Below are 19,407 nucleotides of genomic sequence, written 5' to 3'. Positions count from 1 at the left end.
CTAATCCATCAGTCCGGCGGGAGGCAAAAAGAGCCGCCGGAGTGCACGGTCCCCGTTAGTCTTTACGGCCGCGCGACACACAAACCAGACTTGCGCGACCGCCGTTAAGCGGGCGTCGTTAGACCAGCGCAATGCGGAGATAATAGGGAAATGATGTGGCGCTGAAGCACGTTACGCATTTTGCGCGCTACGGTTTTTTTAGCATTGCAAAATGGAGATCCGCCTAACCTTACGAAAAGCGAGGCAGTGCGGAGAGCAACCGGTGCAGTGTGTCGATGGTCGAAAAATCGGCGATCCCGTCCACCCTCTCCTGGCGGAAATGACGCTGGAAAGCCTCGACGTCACCCTCCAGCTTCGTGGAGAATTCGCCTGTAATTTCGGTATTGTAACCATAGAGCGAGAGCATGGATTGCAGCGCCTCGATCGGCTGTCCCACATCGCCCTTCTGGAAGAACCGCCCACCGCTGATCGGTGTCGGTTCGACCCAGTGGCCGACCCCTGCTGCGGCCAGTCGCGCCCACGGGAATTTTTCGCCCGGATCGACCTTACGGACAGGGGCGACATCGGAGTGCCCAAGTACACGCTCAGGTGAAATTGCCCAGCGATGGCCGCAATCACGACAAAGTTCGACAACCGCTTCCACCTGCGCGTCGGGAAAGTCGGGCAGCCCGCCCGGATGGCCGGCATTGGCAATTTCAATGCCGATCGATAGCGAGTTGATATCCGCCTCGCTGTGCCAGGCGCTTTTGCCGGCATGCCAAGCTCGACGCTCCTCCGGCACGAGTTGGATCACGCGCCCATCCTCAAAGACGAAGTAGTGGCTCGACACCTGGCTCTCGTCGCGGCAGAGCCAGTCAAGCGCGCCTTCGGCCGTGCCCATGCCGGTATAGTGCAGAAGGATCATGTCTGGCTTTCGCCCATCCTTCCTCTCGCCATGGTTTGCCGATGGCTGCACGCTGGCGCCTAAAAAATCAGCCGAAAAGGAACTCATGCCGCGCGGCGTTCTTTCTCGATTTCCGCGTAGGCTGCGTTGAGTGCCGCCATACGCTCATTGGCGATGAGGTGGAATTCTTCCGGCACGCCGCGCGAGACGAGGCGATCGGGATGATTCTCATAAACAAGGCCATGATAACGGCGGCGGATGGTCGTGAAATCATCCTGGGGCGATACGCCGAGTACCTTATAAGGATCGCGGCCGCCCACACTGACATGGCGGGCCATGATCTGCTCGAACCGCTGCTCGCTCATATGGAAGATCTGGGCGATGTGCTGGAGGAAGGCTATTTCCTTCTCATGAATCAGGCCGTCAGCCTTGGCAATATGGAAAAGTCCGTCGAGCACGTCTTCCAGCACCGGACAGTTCTTCGCGCAGGTCACGCAGAGCGACGACAGCTTCTCGGCATAGGCTTCGTAGCCGGCGACGTCCTGGCGGGCCAGATTATAAAGACGCGCAACGTTCTTCGCCTGATCCGGCGGAAATTCGAAGATCTCGCGAAATGCGTTGACTTCGTTTTCCGTCACCACACCATCGGCTTTCGCCATCTTGGCGGAAAGCGCGATGATGGCGACGGAAAAGGCTACCTTGCGGCGGGTTTCCGGATCGCCTTCGAACAGCGTACGAATGGCTTCAACCACCGCCGACAGGGCATTGCCAGCGGTGCTACCAACAGCATTCAGCAATTTTTCCCAAAACGACATGATGGTCTCAACTACCCCTTCTGAATAAGAAACACGTTGATCAAATAATGGTTGCGATTTCAAGCGGTCCATTGGTCGCATAATCGAAAACACTTTTCACAATTCGGTAATGATGGCGTGTTGGAAGCCGCAATTTGCGATGCCGCACAGTGGGTCATGCCAATGGCCCGATTGAAAAAACAAAGCACGCCTTTCTTAAATTCTTTACTTTACAGCCATGCCCGCCTGTCGCATCCATTCGAACGGCAATCACCGCAATGAAGCAGCCCTGCTGCAAGGAGGATCCCCATGGCCAAACAAAAAGTCGCAATGCTCACCGCCGGCGGATTGGCGCCTTGTCTCTCCTCCGCGGTCGGCGGCCTGATCCAGCGCTACAGCGACGTGGCGCCCGATCTCGACATTATCGCCTACCGCTCCGGCTATCAGGGCGTTCTGCTTGCCGATCGCATCGAGATCACACCCGGGATGCGCGAACGTGCCCATTTGTTGCACCGCTACGGCGGTTCGCCGATCGGCAACAGCCGCGTCAAGCTCACCAACGCCGCCGATTGCGTCAAGCGTGGCCTCGTCAAGGAAGGCGAAAACCCGCTGCGGGTCGCCGCTGAGCGTCTCGCCTCCGACGGTGTCACCATTCTCCATACGATCGGCGGCGACGACACCAACACGACGGCGGCCGATCTTGCCGCCTATCTCGGCGCCAACGGCTACGACCTGACCGTGGTCGGCCTCCCGAAGACGGTCGACAATGATGTTGTGCCGATCCGCCAGTCTCTCGGCGCCTGGACGGCAGCCGAAGTCGGCGCCCATTTCTTCGACAATGTCGGCAACGAGCAGACCGCCGCTCCGCGCACCCTCGTTATCCATGAAGTCATGGGCCGCAGCTGCGGTTGGCTGACGGCGGCGACTGCCCGCGCCTATATCCAGAAGACCAGCGCCAATGAATATGTCGAGGGCTTCATGATGAATGCCGCCATGAAGAGCATCGACGGCCTCTATCTGCCGGAAATGGCTTTCGACATGGAAGCAGAAGCTGACCGCCTGAAGGCCATCATGGAAAAGACTGGCCAGGTAACGCTGTTCGTTTCAGAAGGCGCCGGCCTCGACGCTATCGTCGCCGAGCGTGAAGCTGCCGGTGAAACCATCAAGCGCGATGCCTTCGGTCATGTGAAGATCGATACCATCAATGTCGGCAACTGGTTCCAGAAGCAGTTCGCCACCCTTCTCGGCGCGGAGCGCTCGATGGTGCAGAAGTCGGGCTACTTTGCCCGCTCTGCGCCCGCCAATGGCGAAGACCTGCGTCTCATCCAAGGCATGGTCGATCTCGCAGTCGAAAGCGCACTGAATAAGGTGTCCGGCGTCACCGGCCATGACGAAGGCCAGGGCTGCAAGTTGCGCACCATCGAATTCCCGCGCATCAAGGGCGGCAAGCCTTTCGATCTGTCATCGCCGTGGTTTGCCGAAGTCATGGACCATATCGGGCAAAAATACGCCCAATCCTAATTGACGGATCACAAATCCAATGTCTTTGCTGGCGGCGAATAGGAATAGAGGAGGATTCCATGTCCATCGAAACCTGGCTCGCTTTCGCCGCCGCGTCCTGCATCATGCTGGCAATACCCGGTCCGACCATTCTCCTTGTGATCTCGTATGCGCTCGGCCACGGTCGCAAGACTGCGCTGGCAACGGTGACCGGCGTGACGCTTGGCGACTTCACGGCGATGACCGCCTCGCTCGCCGGTCTTGGTGCACTTCTCGCGACTTCAGCGACTCTGTTTACGATTCTTAAGCTGATCGGCGCAGCCTACCTCATGTTTCTGGGAATTAAGCTCTGGCGTGCGCCGATCGTGACCGGACCGTTGGGCGATAATGACAACCTTCCCGAGGAAAAACCGCTGAAGATTCTGCTGCACGCTTATGTTGTGACGGCGCTGAATCCGAAGAGCATCGTCTTCTTCATCGCCTTCGTTCCGCAGTTTCTCGACATGTCGAAGCCCTTCCTTCAGCAAACTCTTATTTTGGAGGCGACTTTCCTGACTTTGGCGGCATTGAATTCGCTGATTTACGCCTTCGTCGCCGACATGGCGCGTGGTTTCATCCGCAAGGCAAGCGTGCAACGTGCCGTCAACCGGACGGGTGGTACCCTGTTGATTGCGGCCGGTGCAGTCACCGCCGGATACCGCCGGATGGCCGCTTGAGTACGGTGCAGGGTTGCGGGGGGATCACGGATAGGTTAATGGGAGATTCATAAATTTATTGACCCTGTGACTGATTTGCATCGCAGGTTTGGTTTGGTTTTTTCGAAAGTGACAGAATGGTAACGATCGGATTTCCCAGCCTAAAGCGCAGCGTTGCCTTTTCGGCAATGATGTGCGGCGTTCTAGCGGGGTGTGCAAGCACTCAGCAGCAGACGTCTCAGGCAGGACTCCCGTCGGCACAAACCAACGTGCCGCATCCGAATACAAACCCGGCTTCGGTCGGTGCTGCATCGCCTTCAGGCGGCGTAGCGATGGCATCCACCGCACCGGCAGCAGCAGGTCAGCAGATCCAGCCGCAGGCAGCACTCCAGCCGCAGCAGCAGGCGGCGCCGATGCAACAGGCCGTATTGATGAAATCCGACCGGGTTGGCGGCGGTTTTGCTCAAAACGTTGGTGCCGGCTCGGCTGCTCAGAACGTCGGCGTCGGTCCGGTTGCTCAAAACCAGGTCCAAGCAACCCAGGACCGCATGGGTGGTCCGGTGACGAATGTGCCGAACGCAACCAACCAAGGCACCGTCGCTATTGCGACCGCGACCGGCACGCCCGTGGCGAACACATCCGCAGCGGCTGCCTATGCGGCCTCCGACGAGCCGCCGATCCCTGCCGTCGTCGCCATCCCGATCCCGAATCCGGCGCGTCCTGGCGATACCGCACTTCTGCCTGTTGCAAGCTCGGTGGCTGCGGCGCAAGCAACCATTCCGATGACATCGGACGTGGCCGCCATTCAATCCGTCGTCCCGACGCCCCGCCCCGGTGAAAATGCAGCAATCATGGCGCCGACCGAAGTTGCCTTTGCTGCGCCCACACAGATTCCCGGCATGGGTTATGTGGATAACCGCATGCATTACGATTTCAACTTCGATGCCAGCGGCCCCACGGTCGTTCCGGCGGTGCTGCTGCCTCAGAACGACGATTCCTCCGATGTGCCGACCGCTGAGAAGAGCTATGTTTCGAAGCTCATTCAGAAATATGCTAGGCTTTACGAAATTCCGGAATCGCTCATCCACCGCGTCGTTCACCGCGAGAGCCGTTACAATCCGAAGGCCTATAACAGGGCCGGTTATTTCGGCCTGATGCAGATCAAATACAACACCGCAAAGTCCATGGGTTACGAAGGTCCGCCTTCGGGCCTGCTCGACGCCGAGACCAACATCAAATATGCCGCGAAATATCTGCGTGGCGCTTGGATGGTGGCTGACAGCAAGACCGAGAACAAGGAAGTCAATGCCGTTCAGCTCTACGCGCACGGCTATTACTTCGATGCCAAGCGCAAGGGTCTTGAGGACATCGCCCACGGCAATTACTGATTATCCTGGACTACCCTGTCAGCGTCGGCCGGACCTGAGGTCTTGGCCGGCGTCGTTATATCCAGAATCTTCTTCAGCAGAATCTGCGGCTTGTAGTCCACCCAGCCCGGCGTCAGCCCCATGCGCACCAGCACGAGATTGGCCGACGGCACGATGGCGACGCTCTGCCCGTCATGTCCGAGCATCCAGAACGTATCCGTCGGCAGGCCGAACTGCGCGTCGGAGCCGCCGGGACCAGCGAGCCAGGCTTGAACCTGCGTATAGATGCCTTCCGATGACGTCGTCGGGGTGCGCATCGCGCCGACAAAGCCTTCAGGCAACAGGCGCTGGCCCTTCCAGACGCCATCCTGCAGCAGGAATTGCCCGAAGCGCGCCCAATCGCGCGCCGTCGCATAAAGATAGGAGCTGCCGACGTAAGTGCCACGCTCATCGGCTTCCAATACCGCGCTGGACATGCCGAGCGGCGCAAACAGCGCTTCACGCGGATAGGCGATCGCAGCACTCTCATTCGGAAGCCTGTTCATCCAGAGCCTCGACAGCAGCGTCGCCGTGCCGCTGGAATAGCTGAAGCGTTCGCCAACCGCGACCTCTTGAGGCGCGTTGGCGGCAACCCTCGTCGAGTCGGGATCGAGATAAAGCATGCGCGTCACGTCGGAGACGGCGCCATATCCTTCATTGAAGGCCAGCCCGCTCTCCATACCGAGGAGATCGCTGAGCTTGATGTTCTTGCGCACATCGCCGCTCCACTGCGGCAGAAGGTTCTGATCGTCGAAGGACATGCGACCAGAGAGCATCAGACGGCCGATGATGGCGGCATTGACCGTCTTCGTCATCGACCAACCGATCAACGGCGTAGCGTTGGTGAACCCGTCGCCATACGCCTCCGCGACGATACGGCCGTCCTTGACGATAACGATGGCACGCATCGCCGGACCGGCAAAGTCCGGATTGGCGAGGAGTTTCGAAAGCACGACGCCAGTCTCATCCTGATTCAGTGTGACCTTATTGCCGTCCGGCCAAAGGGAATCGCTTTTGGCCACCCGCACTTTATTGAGAAAGGCCGCGCTCCGCGCTGCCTGCAGGTCCCCGTCCGGCACCGTCGTGCAACCGAGCGCGCCACGATAGAGAGCATAGTTCGGTGCAAACATGCCGAGGAAACGGGCGGTTACCACCCCATCGTCTCGATCAACCGAAACATTGACGAGTTTCAGCGCCGGATTACCCGGTGCCTGCACATCATCCGCCAACACCTGCTCGGGATCGCGCTTGGCAATAAAGGTGTTCGAGCAGACGATTTTGGCGGCGTAACCGTCGCCGACCCTCAGCAATTCCGGCGGCGAGACCCAAAGCCAGACAGCACCACCCGCGACAATGATCAGCAGCAGCAGAAAAAGAGCTCCGATCACTCTCGATATCAAACGCATGTCACACCCTCCGAAAGTATTCGGACACAATCAGGAAACGCTGCAATATGAAAGGCCTATCGTCATGGCAGTTCCGCAAATGCCCACATGATGGTCCTTTGGGCGGGTCTACCAACAGCCCACGTCATCAGACTGTAGCATTGCCGAGTTACACGCCCTGAACCTGACAAATTGGTGACAAGACTCAGATGACGGAATTCGCCCCGGATGCCGGTCTCCGCAAGAACCGGAAAGTCAAGGAAGCTGTTCTGCAACACAAGGCCCTGTCGAAAGCCGGCTTTTCCGAGCGTCTGTTCGGCATGCTGTTTTCCGGCCTTGTCTATCCGCAGATCTGGGAGGATCCGGATATCGACATGGAGGCGATGGAGCTTCAGCCCCATCACCGTCTCGTCACCATCGGCTCCGGCGGCTGCAACATGCTCGCCTACCTCTCGCAGAGCCCGGCTTCGATCGATGTCGTCGACCTCAATCGCCACCACATCGCGCTGAACAAGCTCAAGCTCGCCGCCTTCCGGCTGCTGCCGGCTCACGCCGATCTGGTGCGGTTCTTCGGCACGCCCGGCCTCAGCGCCAACAGCCAGGCCTATGACCAGTTCATTGCGCCGCGGCTGGATCCGGCAACGGCTGCCTATTGGGGCGGCCGCGATATGTATGGCCGCCGCCGCGTTACCGTGTTCAACCGCAACATCTACAAGACGGGCCTGCTCGGGCGCTTCATCGGCGCCGCCCACGTGCTGGCGCGCCTGCATGGCGTCCGTCTCGCCAAGATGACGGAAGCGCGCACGGTCCGCGAACAACGGCAGTTTTTCGACAACGAGATCGCGCCGATCTTCGACAAGCCGATGGTGCGCTGGCTGCTCGGTCGCAAGAGTTCGCTTTTCGGCCTCGGCATTCCACCGCAACAATATGACGAACTTGCGAGCCTCGCCGGTGATGATTCCATCTCGGGTGTTTTGAAGCATCGTCTGGAAAAGCTGTCGTGCCACTTCCCGATGCGCGACAACTATTTTGCCTGGCAGGCCTTCGCACGGCGCTATGCCGCCCAGCATCAGGGTCCGCTGCCGACCTATCTGAGGCCCGAGCACTACGCCGCCATTCGCGCCAATGCCGACCGCGTCGACGTCCATCACGCCAATTTCACCGAGCTCTTGGCTTCCAAGCCGGCCGCTTCGCGCGACCGCTATATCCTGCTCGATGCGCAGGATTGGATGAACGACGAGCAGCTCAACCAGCTCTGGGCGGAAATCACCCGCACGGCCCGCGAAGGTGCCCGCGTCATTTTCCGCACCGCCGCCGAAAAGAGCATCATCGAAGGTCGTCTCTCCCCCGCCATTCGCGACCAGTGGGTCTATTTCGAAGAGCGCTCGCAAGAGCTTAACGTCCGCGACCGCTCGGCGATTTACGGCGGCTTCCACATCTACGGGAAAAAAGCGTGAGCCGGGCGGACACAGGTCTTCAGACAAGCTCCAAGAGCCATGCCGGACTGATGGACGGCATGTACCGCTACCAGCGGCACATCTACGACTTGACCCGTAAATACTACCTTTTCGGCCGTGACCGTACCATCGCGCACCTCAACGTGCCTTTCGGTGGCACCCTGCTGGAAGTGGGTTGCGGCACCGGCCGCAACATGTTGCTGGCGCATCGCCGCTTTCCGTCGGCCAAGCTTTATGGCCTCGACATCTCCCAGGAAATGCTGATCTCGGCCCGCAATAATTTTCGCGGCCTGAAGCAGACGCCGGACTTTCGTGTCGCCGACGCCACCGCCTTCTCGGCTGCCGAATTCGGTGTCGCTGGTTTCGACCGCGTCATGATCTCTTACGCTCTCTCGATGATCCCGGATTGGAAGAGCGCAATCGATGCCTCTCTCGATGCGGTTATCCCCGGCGGCGAACTGCACATCGTCGATTTCGGCCAGCAGGAGCGCCTGCCTGGCTGGTTCCGCTCCATGCTGAAGGGCTGGCTGAAGAAGTTCCACGTCACGCCCCGAGCCGACCTCCGCGCCGTGCTGGAAGATCGGATTCAGGCGCGCGGCGCGAAGCTGATGTTCGAAGAAATCGGACGGGGTTACGCATGGAGAGCCGTCGTCGTTAGCCCGGCCGCCTAGCGAAAAGAGTGGAATTCGACATCAAATCCGCTCAAACCGCATTCCAAGTATAAGAATTTACTTGAAGATAACACATTTTTTACGTTGATATGGTGAAAAAGTGGCAAGGGCGGCTGATGACAGCTGAGTCCGTGCCTCTTTTGGGTTTTGGGGACCACACATCACGGAAGCCAAGCTTTGGGGCAGCTAGATTACTCGCGCCATTACGAGATATCCATGCGCAGGCTTCTGTCATGCTTACTGCCGCTCGCCTTTCTCCTCAACAGCTGCACCTTGGGTTATGACAGCTTCCAGACTGCGTCGGTGCCGAAGTCTCGTTTCCAGGATACGAAGCCGCAGGACTTTGGCCGCGATCGTCCCCAACGCCATCCCATCCACGGCATCGATATCTCGAAATGGCAGGGCGATATCAACTGGCAGTCGGTGAAGAGTTCCGGTGTCGCCTTCGTCTTCATCAAGGCGACCGAAGGCAAGGATAGGATCGATCCACGCTTCGCCCAATATTGGAATGAAGCGAGCGCCGCAGGACTTCTGCACGCGCCCTATCATTTCTTCTATTTCTGCTCCACCGCCGACGAGCAGGCCGATTGGTTCATCCACAATGTGCCGAAGGATGCCATGGCGCTTCCACCTGTTGTCGACGTCGAATGGAACCCTGACTCGCCGACCTGCCGCACCAGACCGGCGCCTGGGACAGTGCGCGCCGAAATCAAGCGCTTCATGGACCGCCTCGAAGCATATTACGGCAAGCGCCCGATCATTTATACGTCGGTCGATTTCCACCGCGACAACCTCGTCGGATACTTCAAGGACTATAAGTTCTGGGTGCGCTCGGTCGCAAAGCATCCCAAGGAGATCTACGCCGATCGCAGCTGGGACTTCTGGCAATACACGTCGACCGGTCTGATCCCGGGCATCAAGGGACCAACGGACATCAATGTTTTTGCGGGTTCCGAACAGAATTGGCACAACTGGGTGGCGGCAGTAGAGAAGGAAGGAAATTCTTGAGACTGCCTGAACTTCTCTCTTGCTTCTGTCACAATCTTCTGTGAAAGCGACCCTATTCTACCGGCAAAGAGGATCGCCCATGGACCGCTATACCATTCGACGCAGCGCACTCGCGCTGGTCTTCGCTTCAGCCATGGCAAGCGTGGCAATGGCGCAGAACGCGACCCCCGCCGCCGCGCCGAATGCCGGTGGGACCGGTGCCCCACAGGTGGCTTGCGGCGGGGACCTCTCCACCTTCCTGGCTGGCGTAAAGGCAGAAGCCATCGCCGCCGGCGCGGATGCGGCCGCCGCGGACAAGACGCTGGCCGGCGCGCAGATCGACCCCAAGGTTCTCTCCATGGACCGCGGCCAGGGCGTTTTCCGCCAGACTTTCCTTGAGTTCTCTCAGCGCACTGTCAGCCAGGCCCGCCTCGACATCGGCCGCCAGAAGATGAAGCAGTATGCCGACGTCTTCGCCAAGGCCGAGCAGGACTACGGCGTCCCTCCCGGCGTGATCACCGCTTTCTGGGCCATGGAGACCGACTTCGGCGCCGTTCAGGGCAATTTCAACACCCGCAACGCCTTGGTCACCCTCGCACATGACTGCCGTCGTCCGGACTTCTTCCGCCCGCGCCTGATCGCGCTGATCGAATTGGTGCAGCGGGGCGATGTTGACCCGGCAACAACGACAGGCGCATGGGCCGGCGAAATCGGCCAGACGCAGATGCTGCCTCCCGATATCATTGCCTACGGCACCGATGGTGATGGCGACGGTCATGTCAATCTGAAGACAAGCGCACCCGACGTCATTCTGACCACGGCGAGATTCATCCAGCATCTCGGCTTCCAGCGCGGCCAGCCCTGGCTGCAGGAGGTGACGGTGCCGGATAATCTGCCTTGGGAGAAATCCGGCATCGGCGGGACACTCACGGCTGGCGATTGGTTCCAGCTCGGCGTCAAGCCGCGCGACGGCAACACGAATTTCGGTTCGCTTCCGGCCGCCCTCATCCTGCCGCAGGGCCGCAAGGGCCCTGCCTTCCTGACCTATCCGAACTACAACGCCTATCTCGGATGGAACCAGTCGTTCATCTACACGACGTCTGCGGCCTATTTCGCCACACGCTTCGCCGGCGCTCCGACCTATAGCAAGGGCACACCGGAAGCGGGCCTGAATGATGGCGATATGAAAGCGCTCCAGACCAAACTCGTGGCACGCGGCTACGATGTCGGCAAGATCGACGGCATTCTCGGCTCCGGCACGCGCGTCGCCGTCCAGAAGGAACAGTTTCGCCTGGGCCTTCCCGCCGATGGCTGGGCAACGCAATCGCTGTTGAACGCGCTCTGAGCGCTGCTGCTCTGCTATGAAAGGCGGCCGTTAGGTCGCCTTTTTCATTTTGTGGCGCCGAGATTGGTATCTGGTGATTTTCCGGATCTGATCTAGGGGCGGCAAGAAACGGGTGGCGGCTACCATACCTTTCGTCAAGATAGACTAAAATGGCGGAGGAGCAGACGTTGAACACCACCAATGGCATGAACGGATTGACCTGGGGGCTGCTGCTATTGCTCGGCCTGATCTGGGGCGGCTCGTTCTTCTTCGCCCGTATCGCCGTTCACTACGTGCCACCCTTCACGCTGGTCTTCCTCCGCTTGTCGCTGGCGGCAATGGCGCTGCATGCCTATATCGCCGGCCGTTTCGGGATCTATGATTTGCTGCGAACGCATTGGCGGCAGTTCCTGTTGTTGGGCCTCATCAACAACGCAGTGCCGCATGCGCTGATCTTCGTCGGCCAAACACAGATGGGTGCGGGGCTCGCATCTATTCTGAATGCAACAACGCCGATCTGGACCGTGTTGATCGGCAACCACTTCACCATCGATGAGCGGCTGACTTCCGCCAAACTGGCCGGTTGCCTGACAGGGCTGGTCGGCACGATCGTACTGCTCGGGCCAAGCGTGATGAGCGGAGCCGAGGTTCCGTTCTGGGCGCTGCTACTGCCGGTCCTCGCTGCGATCTCCTATGGCTTCGCCGCGATCTATGCCAAACGCTTCAAAGGCATGGCGCCGCCCGTTATTGCGGCAGGTCAATTGACTTGTTCGGCCGCCCTCATACTGCCGGTGTCTCTTTTGCTGGACCAACCCTGGACCCTGACAACGCCGCCGGCCAGCGCCCTCGCCGCTATTCTCGGCATGGCGCTGTTGTCGACCGCCTTCGCCTATATCCTCTACTTCCGCATCATGGCACTCGCCGGCGCCACCAACGCCTCGCTGGTGACTCTGCTCGTTCCTCCGAGCGCCATCCTGCTCGGCTTTCTTTTCTTGGGCGAAAGATTGGGCATCACCGAAATCGTCGGCATGCTGTTGATCGGTGCCGGCCTGCTCATTCTCGACGGGCGGCTCTACGCGCGCATGCGACCGAACGCGGAGGCGGGCAGCCAATAGCTCGGACAACAGTCTGCCGGACCGCTGTCCAAATTAACCGATTCATGGTTCGGCAGAACACATTCGCCTTAATTCGCCCACGGCTAAATTAACGATGCGTTAAATTTCGTGAGCGACGCGCCACTCAAATTTCCCACATGAAAACAATAGCTTGCTTGACGATCACGATTCAAGATCGGCGTTGAATGCCGCGACGCAGCATCGAATTCGCTTTCCAAGCGACACATTTTCGACATAGAGTTTACCAGTTGACTGAGGAGGAAGACATGGGATTGACGCGATCCATCAACGTCCTAGTGGTCAGTGCAGCGTTCGTATTCGTGCTGACGATGCTTTTCATCTAGCGAAATAACGAACATCGCAGGCAGCCGTACTCCTGAAAGCTAACAAAACAACCTATTCCATTCAAAGAGCGCGTGCCGAAATTCGACATGCGCTTTTTCATATTGGCATCCTGTATGCTGTCAGGCAGCCGCGCCCGCGGGCGCCTCTGCCTTGCGCCGAACGCCCAACCGCTCGAGAACGGCTGAGACAAGCGGCGAGCGATTCATCGTGTAAAGATGAAACTCATTGATGCCGCGACGAACCAGGTCTTCGATCTGCTCCGCGGCAACGTCCGCGGCGATATTGGCCCGCTTATCAGGCTGCTGGTCTAGGCCGTCAAAACGCTCGTCCAGCCAGGAAGGAATGCTGGTACCGCAGGCGCCGGCAAAACGCTTCAATTGCGTCAGGTTCTGGATCGGCATGATACCCGGCACAACGGGGATCTTGACGCCGGCGGCACGAACGCGGTCGTGATAGCGTTCAAAGGCGTTATTGTCGAAGAAGAACTGGGTGAGTGCCCTGTCGGCGCCGTTGTCGGCCTTGCGCTTCAGCATATCGATATCCGCTGCGGTATCACGGCTCTCCGGATGTTTCTCCGGATAGGCGGAGACGGAAATGTCGAAATCACCGCGTTCGCGCAATGCTGACACTAGCTCGGCGGCATTGGCATAGCCGCCGGGATGCGGCTGGTAAGCAGAGCCGACGCCGCCCGGCGGGTCGCCACGCAGCGCCACAAAGCGGCGAACGCCAGCGGCGAGGAAATCGTCGATGACGCGATGCGTCTCCTCCCGCGTTGCACCCACGCACGTCAGATGCGAAGCGGTCGAGAACGGCGTCTCGTGTACCATCCGGCGCACAGCAGACAATGTCGGTGCCTTGGTCGAACCACCGGCGCCATAGGTGACCGAGACAAAGTCCGGGTCCCACTCGGTCAGATCCGCAACCGTATTCCACAATTGCGTCTCGGCTTCTTCCGATTTCGGCGGGAAGAATTCGAAGGAAATGCGGATGCCACGCTGGCCGTTTTCAGTCTTTGAAGACATATCAAGCTCTCCCGGCAAGAACTGGGGACGACTGACGGTCCTGCTCGGCGGCGATCAGCAGCCGCGGGTCGCGTGCCAGCCAGATCGTGACCGTCAGCGCTTGACCGCCTTCCCTCCCCGAATGAAGGTCCAGCACCTGCTCGACATCGAGCCCCGCCATTTTCAACCATTCCGATATGGTCTGATGCGAGAAACCGAGTCTCAGATGCGCATGTTCGTCGCGTAGATATTCCAGCCCATGCGGGGCGAGATCGATGATCACCAGCCGACCGCCGGGCCTGAGCATTCGTGCCGCCTCATTGATGGCGATCTCCGGCTGGTCGAGGAAATGCAGCACCTGATGAATAGTGATCAGGTCGAAATCCTGCGCCTCGAGCGGCAGGTTGAAGATGTCGCCATGCCGCACCGAAGCGGCGGTAATATTCGATCGGTCAAGATTGGCGCGTGCCACGGCCAGCATGTCTCGGCTGGCATCGATGCCGACTGCGCGGCGATAATGGCCCGCCAGCAATTGCAGCATCCGGCCTGTACCGGTGCCGAGATCGAGGAAAGAGTCGATCTGCTGCGGACCTATCAATTCGATCAACGCCTTGTCGACATCCTCATCGGCCACATGCAGCCGGCGCAGTTCGTCCCATTCCGCCGCATTGCGGCTGAAATAGGCTTGTGCCCGCTCGGCACGAATGCGCTTGACGGCGGCAAGCCGCTCGCCGTCGCGCAACAATATCGGATCATTTTCGGCCGCGTGCCGCAGAAGCGTGCGCACAAGGATGACTGCCTTGCCTTCCTGCTTCAGACGGAAATAGGCCCACGCGCCCTCTTGATAGCGGTCAATCAGGCCGGCCTCTCCGAGCAGCTTCAGATGCCGCGAAATACGGGGCTGCGACTGGCCGAGGATTTCGGTAAGATCGGTGACGGTGAGATCGCCGGCAGCAAGAAGCGCCAGCAACCGCAGCCGCGTAGGTTCGCCCGCCGCCTTCAGCACATCCACCAGACCATCCAAACCGAATTTCACCAGATCCGTCATCCACCACCCAATCAAGATATAAAGATATCTTTATGTGATTTGCGCACGATCTGCAAGAGCCAATCGGCTCTGAATAGAATTCAACGTCGGAAATCTGTTAGTTTCTGTCGGCTCGGGAATATGCGCTTCCGATGCGTGGACAAAGAAAACCCCGGACGAGCCGGGGTTCTCGATAAGCCGAAATAGACGAGCTTAGCGCGTCAGCCGCTTGTACGTCACGCGGCTCGGATTGATGCTTTCGACGCCTAAGCGGCGCATCTTGTCCTGTTCGTAATCTTCGAAGTTGCCCTCGAACCATTCGACATGACTGTCGCCTTCGAAAGCGAGGATATGCGTCGCCAGACGGTCGAGGAACATGCGATCGTGGCTGATGATCACAGCGCAGCCCGCAAAGTTTTCGAGCGCCACTTCAAGCGCACCGAGCGTTTCTGTGTCGAGGTCGTTGGTTGGTTCGTCGAGCAGCAGGACGTTGCCGCCGGCCTTCAGCATCTTGGCAAGGTGCACGCGGTTGCGCTGACCACCGGACAGATTACCGACCTTCTGCTGCTGGTCTCCGCCCTTGAAATTGAACGTCGAGCAATAAGCTCGGGAATTCATTTCATACTTGCCAAGCTTGATGACTTCGGCACCGCCGGAGATTTCCTCCCAGACGGTCTTGTTGCCGTCAAGCGCATCACGGCTCTGGTCGACATAACCGAGATGAACCGTGTCGCCGATGCGGATGGAGCCGCTATCCGGCGTTTCCTGGCCGGTGATCATCCGGAAGAGCGTCGTCTTGCCGGCGCCGTTCGGGCCGATGACACCGACGATGCCGCCCGGCGGCAGCTTCAGCGACAGGTCCTCAATCAGGACGCGATCGCCATATCCCTTTGTGATGCCTTCCATCTCGATCACCACCTGGCCGAGACGCTCGCCGACCGGAATGATGATTTGTGCGTCGCCGGGACGCTGATTTTCGGCGGCATTGACCAAATCGTCATAGGCGCGGATACGGGCTTTGGATTTTGCCTGCCGCGCCTTCGGGCTGGAAGCGATCCATTCCTGTTCGCGGGCAAGGGCCTTCTGACGGCTCGCCTCTTCCCGGTTTTCCTGCAGCATGCGCTTTGCCTTCGCCTGCAGATAGGCGGAGTAATTGCCCTCGTAGGGAATGCCACGGCCGCGGTCGAGTTCGAGAATCCAGCCGGTGACGTTGTCAAGGAAGTAGCGGTCGTGGGTGACCATCAGAACGGCACCCGGATAAGCACGCAGGTGTTTTTCCAGCCAGGCGATGGTTTCCGCATCGAGATGGTTGGTCGGTTCGTCGAGCAGCAAAACATCCGGCTGCGACAGAAGCAGCTTGCAGAGCGCCAGACGGCGGCGCTCACCACCGGAGAGGTTGGTGACGTCGGCATCGCCCGGAGGGCAGCGAAGCGCGTCCATCGCCATTTCCACCTGGCTTTCGAGGTCCCAGAGGTTCTGGCTGTCGATGATGTCCTGGAGCTTGGCGCCCTCTTCCGCGGTCTCGTCGGAATAGTTCATCATCAATTCGTTGTAGCGATTGAGGATCTCTGTCTTCTTGGCCACGCCTTCCATGACGTTTTCAAGAGCCGTCTTTGCCGGATCGAGTTGCGGCTCCTGCGGCAGATAGCCGATGGTGGCCCCTTCGGCCAACCAGGCCTCGCCGGTATATTCCTTGTCAAGGCCGGCCATGATGCGCAAAACGGTCGACTTACCGGCGCCGTTCGGGCCGAGAATACCGATCTTGGCGTCGGGATAAAAAGAGAGATGAATATTTTCGAGAATCTTCTTGGCGCCATAGGCCTTATTCAGACCGGCCATATGATAGATAAACTGACGTGCCATAGCTTGGGTTACTCCACGGGGCGGATAACATTTCGAATTGTGCCGCTATGTAGGCGAAACCCCGCCCTCGGGCAACCTTGTCCGAAGGCATTTATAGTGCTCAGTCGTTGCGGGATGTCAGAAACCTGCCGCGTCCACTACACCTCGATCGCAGCCGAATGATGTGCTGCCGGCGCCCTGGATCAATTGCTCGAGACGCGGCTCGCCGCCTTGCGACGGCTGGATGGCGTCCTCCGACAGGCCAATCGTCAGTTCCGAGATCACGCGCACCTTGCCGACTTGGCGGCAGCTCATCTTCACGCGATCGCTGGCGCCATCGCCGAAGCTCTTGTCGAAAGCGGCCTTGATGGTTTCGGCATCAAGCGTCTTGCCGATATTCTGCGCGAAAAGATCACGCACGGCGGAAGCGTTGAGTTCATTGATCAAACCCACTGCACCTCCGAAATAATCATCGGCGCTGAGTTTCGTGCAACTGCCATGTTTGACCCATTCATGCCGCTCCAGACCGGATTGCGTACCGGGCATGACTTTGTCCAGTGCGGCCTTGGTTTCCGCCGATAGCTGCACAGCCGGCAGGTCTTTCCAGTCTCTGCTGCGATCGGACTGCTTCAGATCGTCGGAAACATCGCAATATTCCTGCCGCATCGGCCAAAGACCGTGCAGCGAAAAGTTCTTGGCGTCAAAATCATTCGCCGACTGGCTTCGGCACTCTGCCTTCTTCTGGTTTGTCGCGCAGAAGGCAGGCTCCCAACTTGCCGCCAGAATAAACCGTGTTCGACCCCGACTATTTTCCTGCGCCACCGCACTCGTCGCCATCACCGCCGCAGCCAGAACCGCAACTGCAAATCCCTGAAGCCAATGCCTCATTCCACGCCTCCAAAACAGAACAATATGAGAACAAATAAGCAGTTTGGTTGGCGGGACGCAACCCTGAATCGCAGACGCCAGCGAGATTTATTTCTGTGAGCTTTACCTGCCCTCCATTGCAATCCCACCGGCAATGACCTTTCGTCCCAATGGGGAGGAAGCGCGCATGTTTGCCGAAACGAGGCATCTGGTTAGCCCAACGGGCGCGACGCTCGCCTATCATCATTTGCCAGCGCTGCGCTGCGCGCGCGCCGCACTTCTCATCAGCCACGGCCTTGCCGAACATTCCCGTCGCTATGAACGTTTTGCCGAAGCGATGGCAGCGCGCGGCTTTCATATCTACGCCCACGATCACCGCGGCCACGGCGAGACGGTGGCGGCCGACGCGCCTATCGGGCGCTTTGCCCGGCGAGACGGTGTCGGGCAGGTCATAGCCGATGTGCTGGCCATGCGCGAGCTTGCCGCTACCGCCCATCCCGGCTTGCCGGTCGTCCTCTTCGGCCATTCCATGGGCGGTCTGATCAGCCTCAACGTGGCGGTGGCGCATCCGAACAAGTTTGACGCGGTCACTGTCTGGAACGCCAACTTCAATCCGGGGCTCGCCGGGCGCGCTGCCCAGGTCATCCTGAAAGCGGAACGCATGCTGAAGGGTTCGGACGTTCCGAGCGAGCTGCTGCCGAAGTTGACCTTTGGTGCCTGGGGCCAGTCGATCGCAAACCGCCGCACCGAATTCGATTGGCTGTCGCGCATTCCCGAGGAGGTGGATAAGTACATCGCCGACCCGCTCTGCGGCTTCGATGCCTCGGTCTCGCTATGGCTGGATATCTTCGAACTGACCTTCCGTGCACCACAAAAGACCCACCTCGATCAGCTTCGGCGCGACATGCCGATCCATCTCATCGGAGGCGGGCATGACCCGGCGACGAACAATGGAAAAGCGATTTCCTGGCTGTCAAAACATTTGAAAAAGGCCGGATTCTCGCATATCACCATGGCTATCTATCAGGACATGCGGCATGAGACGCTGAACGAGATCGGCGCGGCCGCGGCCATTTCGGATTTTGCGGACTGGTGTCAGCAAGTGACGGCAAGGGCCTGATTCCCAAAGGAATGTTCGAATGAGTGTCACCGGCAGTTCCCTGCCCCGTCTGCGTCAGTCGGAACTGACGTTCGGCCTGTTGATGATGTTCCTGTCGGTCGCCCTGTCACCGATCGTCGACATCTTTTCGAAGCTTGCCGCGACCACCATTCCGCCGGCGGAAGTCACCGCCGCCCGTTTCATCTTTCAGTGGCTGTTCGCGCTGCCGATGATGGCCCTGCGCGGCCAATGGGGCAGATGGTCTCTGCGCCGCAGCGGGGTGCATGTCATTCGCGCCGGCGTGCTCACATTGTCGATGGTATCCTTCGTCACGACGCTGCAGGTCATGGAGGTGGCCGACGCCATCGCCATTTTCTTCGTCGAGCCGATCATGCTGACCATTCTTAGTAGCATTTTCCTGAAGGAAACGATCGGTTGGCGACGCTATACGGCCTGCGCCGTCGGCTTCTTCGGCGCGATGCTGATCATTCAGCCGAGTTTCGAGGAAGTCGGCTTCGTGGCGTTGCTTCCGATCGTCACCGCACTCTGCGTCGCCGTCTATGTGATGATTACGCGCGTTGTCTCACATAGCGAGGACGCCTGGCCGATGCAGTTCCAAACCGGTATCTGGGGCATGGCCATCTGCCTCGTTCTGCTCGCGATCGGTCACGGCTCGGGCTCGCCGGTCATCGCCTCCGTCATCCCCGATGGTACCGCAATGGCCTATCTCCTGGGCGTCGGCGTCACCGCCGCCGCCTCCGGCATCCTCACAGTCCATGCCTATCGCGCCGCACCAGCCTCGACGCTGGCGCCCCTGCAATATTTCGAGATCGTCTCGGCGACGATCTTCGGCTGGCTGGTCTTCAACAACTTCCCAGGCCTGATCAAATGGGTCGGTATTTTCATCATCATGGCCTCGGGCCTCTATATTCTCTGGCGCGAGCGGCGCTTTGCTTCCAGGCCAGTATCCGATACATCTGAGACCACTTTCGCGCCGTAGCCGCCCATC

The 19,407-nt window shown here is 59.3% G+C and carries 17 protein-coding genes; 10 read left to right on the top strand and 7 right to left on the bottom strand.

The window, feature by feature from the left end; all coding sequences use genetic code 11:
- Window positions 1-229 precede the first annotated feature (229 nt).
- Both PY649_RS01395 and PY649_RS01390 read right to left on the bottom strand, forming a co-directional pair.
- Window positions 230-991, bottom strand: coding sequence for an N-acetylmuramoyl-L-alanine amidase (locus tag PY649_RS01395; protein ID WP_285866296.1), 762 nt, complete (start codon window positions 989-991; stop codon window positions 230-232).
- Entirely contained in the window at window positions 988-1,698 is a 711-nt protein-coding gene (locus tag PY649_RS01390) for a J domain-containing protein (protein ID WP_285866556.1), read from the bottom strand. The genes PY649_RS01395 and PY649_RS01390 overlap by 4 nt, the downstream gene beginning before the upstream one ends.
- Window positions 1,699-1,986: 288 nt before the next feature.
- Between PY649_RS01390 and PY649_RS01385 the strand changes: the two genes are divergently transcribed.
- From PY649_RS01385 to PY649_RS01375, 3 genes are all read left to right on the top strand, one after another.
- On the top strand, window positions 1,987-3,198 hold the full coding sequence (locus PY649_RS01385; protein ID WP_285866295.1) for a pyrophosphate--fructose-6-phosphate 1-phosphotransferase: 1,212 nt from the start codon (window positions 1,987-1,989) through the stop codon (window positions 3,196-3,198).
- A gap of 59 nt (window positions 3,199-3,257) precedes the next feature.
- Window positions 3,258-3,893, top strand: a complete 636-nt coding sequence (locus tag PY649_RS01380; RefSeq protein ID WP_285866294.1) for a LysE family translocator — start codon at window positions 3,258-3,260, stop codon at window positions 3,891-3,893.
- 116 nt (window positions 3,894-4,009) lie between these two features.
- On the top strand, window positions 4,010-5,260 hold the full coding sequence (locus tag PY649_RS01375) for a transglycosylase SLT domain-containing protein (RefSeq protein ID WP_432761310.1): 1,251 nt from the start codon (window positions 4,010-4,012) through the stop codon (window positions 5,258-5,260).
- Here PY649_RS01375 and PY649_RS01370 read toward each other — a convergent pair.
- A complete protein-coding gene (locus tag PY649_RS01370; protein WP_285866292.1) occupies window positions 5,254-6,684 on the bottom strand; it encodes a serine hydrolase domain-containing protein in 1,431 nt (476 codons plus the stop codon). The two genes, PY649_RS01375 and PY649_RS01370, sit on opposite strands and share 7 nt — an antisense overlap.
- 188 nt (window positions 6,685-6,872) lie before the next feature.
- Here PY649_RS01370 and PY649_RS01365 point away from each other — a divergent pair, with 188 nt between their 5' ends.
- The 5 genes from PY649_RS01365 (at window position 6,873) to PY649_RS01345 (ending at window position 12,217) form a co-directional block, all read left to right on the top strand.
- Window positions 6,873-8,120 (top strand): BtaA family protein, encoded by a 1,248-nt coding sequence (locus PY649_RS01365; protein WP_285866291.1) that lies wholly within the window; start codon window positions 6,873-6,875, stop codon window positions 8,118-8,120.
- Complete coding sequence (locus PY649_RS01360; protein WP_432761309.1) at window positions 8,117-8,791, top strand: class I SAM-dependent methyltransferase; 675 nt, start codon at window positions 8,117-8,119, stop codon at window positions 8,789-8,791. The genes PY649_RS01365 and PY649_RS01360 overlap by 4 nt, the downstream gene beginning before the upstream one ends.
- A 216-nt stretch (window positions 8,792-9,007) precedes the next feature.
- A complete protein-coding gene (locus tag PY649_RS01355) occupies window positions 9,008-9,799 on the top strand; it encodes a glycoside hydrolase family 25 protein (RefSeq protein ID WP_285866290.1) in 792 nt (263 codons plus the stop codon).
- Between the two features lie 79 nt (window positions 9,800-9,878).
- Window positions 9,879-11,123: a lytic murein transglycosylase gene (locus PY649_RS01350; protein ID WP_285866289.1), complete on the top strand. Its 1,245-nt coding sequence runs from the start codon at window positions 9,879-9,881 to the stop codon at window positions 11,121-11,123.
- 149 nt (window positions 11,124-11,272) lie between these two features.
- A complete protein-coding gene (locus PY649_RS01345) occupies window positions 11,273-12,217 on the top strand; it encodes a DMT family transporter (RefSeq protein ID WP_285866288.1) in 945 nt (314 codons plus the stop codon).
- 464 nt (window positions 12,218-12,681) lie between these two features.
- On the opposite strand, the gene metF is transcribed toward PY649_RS01345, so the two are convergent.
- The 4 genes from metF to PY649_RS01325 form a co-directional block, all read right to left on the bottom strand.
- Window positions 12,682-13,584 carry a methylenetetrahydrofolate reductase [NAD(P)H] gene (gene metF / locus PY649_RS01340; RefSeq protein WP_285866287.1) on the bottom strand — a complete coding sequence of 301 codons (903 nt, stop codon included), beginning with the start codon at window positions 13,582-13,584 and terminating at the stop codon, window positions 12,682-12,684.
- Between the two features lies 1 nt (window position 13,585).
- Window positions 13,586-14,611, bottom strand: coding sequence for an ArsR/SmtB family transcription factor (locus PY649_RS01335; RefSeq protein WP_285866286.1), 1,026 nt, complete (start codon window positions 14,609-14,611; stop codon window positions 13,586-13,588).
- Window positions 14,612-14,803: 192 nt separating this feature from the next.
- On the bottom strand, window positions 14,804-16,453 hold the full coding sequence (gene ettA, locus PY649_RS01330; protein WP_285866285.1) for an energy-dependent translational throttle protein EttA: 1,650 nt from the start codon (window positions 16,451-16,453) through the stop codon (window positions 14,804-14,806).
- Window positions 16,454-16,570: 117 nt separating this feature from the next.
- Window positions 16,571-17,320: a ribonuclease T2 family protein gene (locus tag PY649_RS01325; protein ID WP_285866284.1), complete on the bottom strand. Its 750-nt coding sequence runs from the start codon at window positions 17,318-17,320 to the stop codon at window positions 16,571-16,573.
- Window positions 17,321-17,486: 166 nt separating this feature from the next.
- On the opposite strand from PY649_RS01325, the gene PY649_RS01320 reads away from it, so the two are divergent.
- On the top strand, window positions 17,487-18,419 hold the full coding sequence (locus PY649_RS01320; RefSeq protein ID WP_285866283.1) for an alpha/beta fold hydrolase: 933 nt from the start codon (window positions 17,487-17,489) through the stop codon (window positions 18,417-18,419).
- Between the two features lie 19 nt (window positions 18,420-18,438).
- A complete protein-coding gene (locus PY649_RS01315; RefSeq protein ID WP_285866282.1) occupies window positions 18,439-19,398 on the top strand; it encodes a DMT family transporter in 960 nt (319 codons plus the stop codon).
- The last annotated feature ends 9 nt before the right edge of the window (window positions 19,399-19,407 follow it).

Source organism: Rhizobium mayense, from assembly GCF_030272705.1.
Taxonomy (GTDB): domain Bacteria; phylum Pseudomonadota; class Alphaproteobacteria; order Rhizobiales; family Rhizobiaceae; genus Rhizobium; species Rhizobium mayense.
Note: the sequence above shows the minus strand (reverse complement) of the source record. Positions and strands in the feature narration are given on the sequence as shown.

What these genes read in the sequence shown, in the direction of transcription:
- PY649_RS01395 (WP_285866296.1), bottom strand. Translation starts at nt 991, where the DNA reads ATGAGTTCCTTTTCGGCTGATTTTTTAGGCGCCAGCGTGCAGCCATCG.
- PY649_RS01390 (WP_285866556.1), bottom strand. Translation starts at nt 1,698, where the DNA reads ATGTCGTTTTGGGAAAAATTGCTGAATGCTGTTGGTAGCACCGCTGGC.
- PY649_RS01385 (WP_285866295.1), top strand. Translation starts at nt 1,987, where the DNA reads ATGGCCAAACAAAAAGTCGCAATGCTCACCGCCGGCGGATTGGCGCCT.
- PY649_RS01380 (WP_285866294.1), top strand. Translation starts at nt 3,258, where the DNA reads ATGTCCATCGAAACCTGGCTCGCTTTCGCCGCCGCGTCCTGCATCATG.
- PY649_RS01375 (WP_432761310.1), top strand. Translation starts at nt 4,010, where the DNA reads ATGGTAACGATCGGATTTCCCAGCCTAAAGCGCAGCGTTGCCTTTTCG.
- PY649_RS01370 (WP_285866292.1), bottom strand. Translation starts at nt 6,684, where the DNA reads ATGCGTTTGATATCGAGAGTGATCGGAGCTCTTTTTCTGCTGCTGCTG.
- PY649_RS01365 (WP_285866291.1), top strand. Translation starts at nt 6,873, where the DNA reads ATGACGGAATTCGCCCCGGATGCCGGTCTCCGCAAGAACCGGAAAGTC.
- PY649_RS01355 (WP_285866290.1), top strand. Translation starts at nt 9,008, where the DNA reads ATGCGCAGGCTTCTGTCATGCTTACTGCCGCTCGCCTTTCTCCTCAAC.
- PY649_RS01350 (WP_285866289.1), top strand. Translation starts at nt 9,879, where the DNA reads ATGGACCGCTATACCATTCGACGCAGCGCACTCGCGCTGGTCTTCGCT.
- PY649_RS01345 (WP_285866288.1), top strand. Translation starts at nt 11,273, where the DNA reads ATGGCGGAGGAGCAGACGTTGAACACCACCAATGGCATGAACGGATTG.
- metF (WP_285866287.1), bottom strand. Translation starts at nt 13,584, where the DNA reads ATGTCTTCAAAGACTGAAAACGGCCAGCGTGGCATCCGCATTTCCTTC.
- PY649_RS01335 (WP_285866286.1), bottom strand. Translation starts at nt 14,611, where the DNA reads ATGACGGATCTGGTGAAATTCGGTTTGGATGGTCTGGTGGATGTGCTG.
- ettA (WP_285866285.1), bottom strand. Translation starts at nt 16,453, where the DNA reads ATGGCACGTCAGTTTATCTATCATATGGCCGGTCTGAATAAGGCCTAT.
- PY649_RS01325 (WP_285866284.1), bottom strand. Translation starts at nt 17,320, where the DNA reads ATGAGGCATTGGCTTCAGGGATTTGCAGTTGCGGTTCTGGCTGCGGCG.
- PY649_RS01320 (WP_285866283.1), top strand. Translation starts at nt 17,487, where the DNA reads ATGTTTGCCGAAACGAGGCATCTGGTTAGCCCAACGGGCGCGACGCTC.
- PY649_RS01315 (WP_285866282.1), top strand. Translation starts at nt 18,439, where the DNA reads ATGAGTGTCACCGGCAGTTCCCTGCCCCGTCTGCGTCAGTCGGAACTG.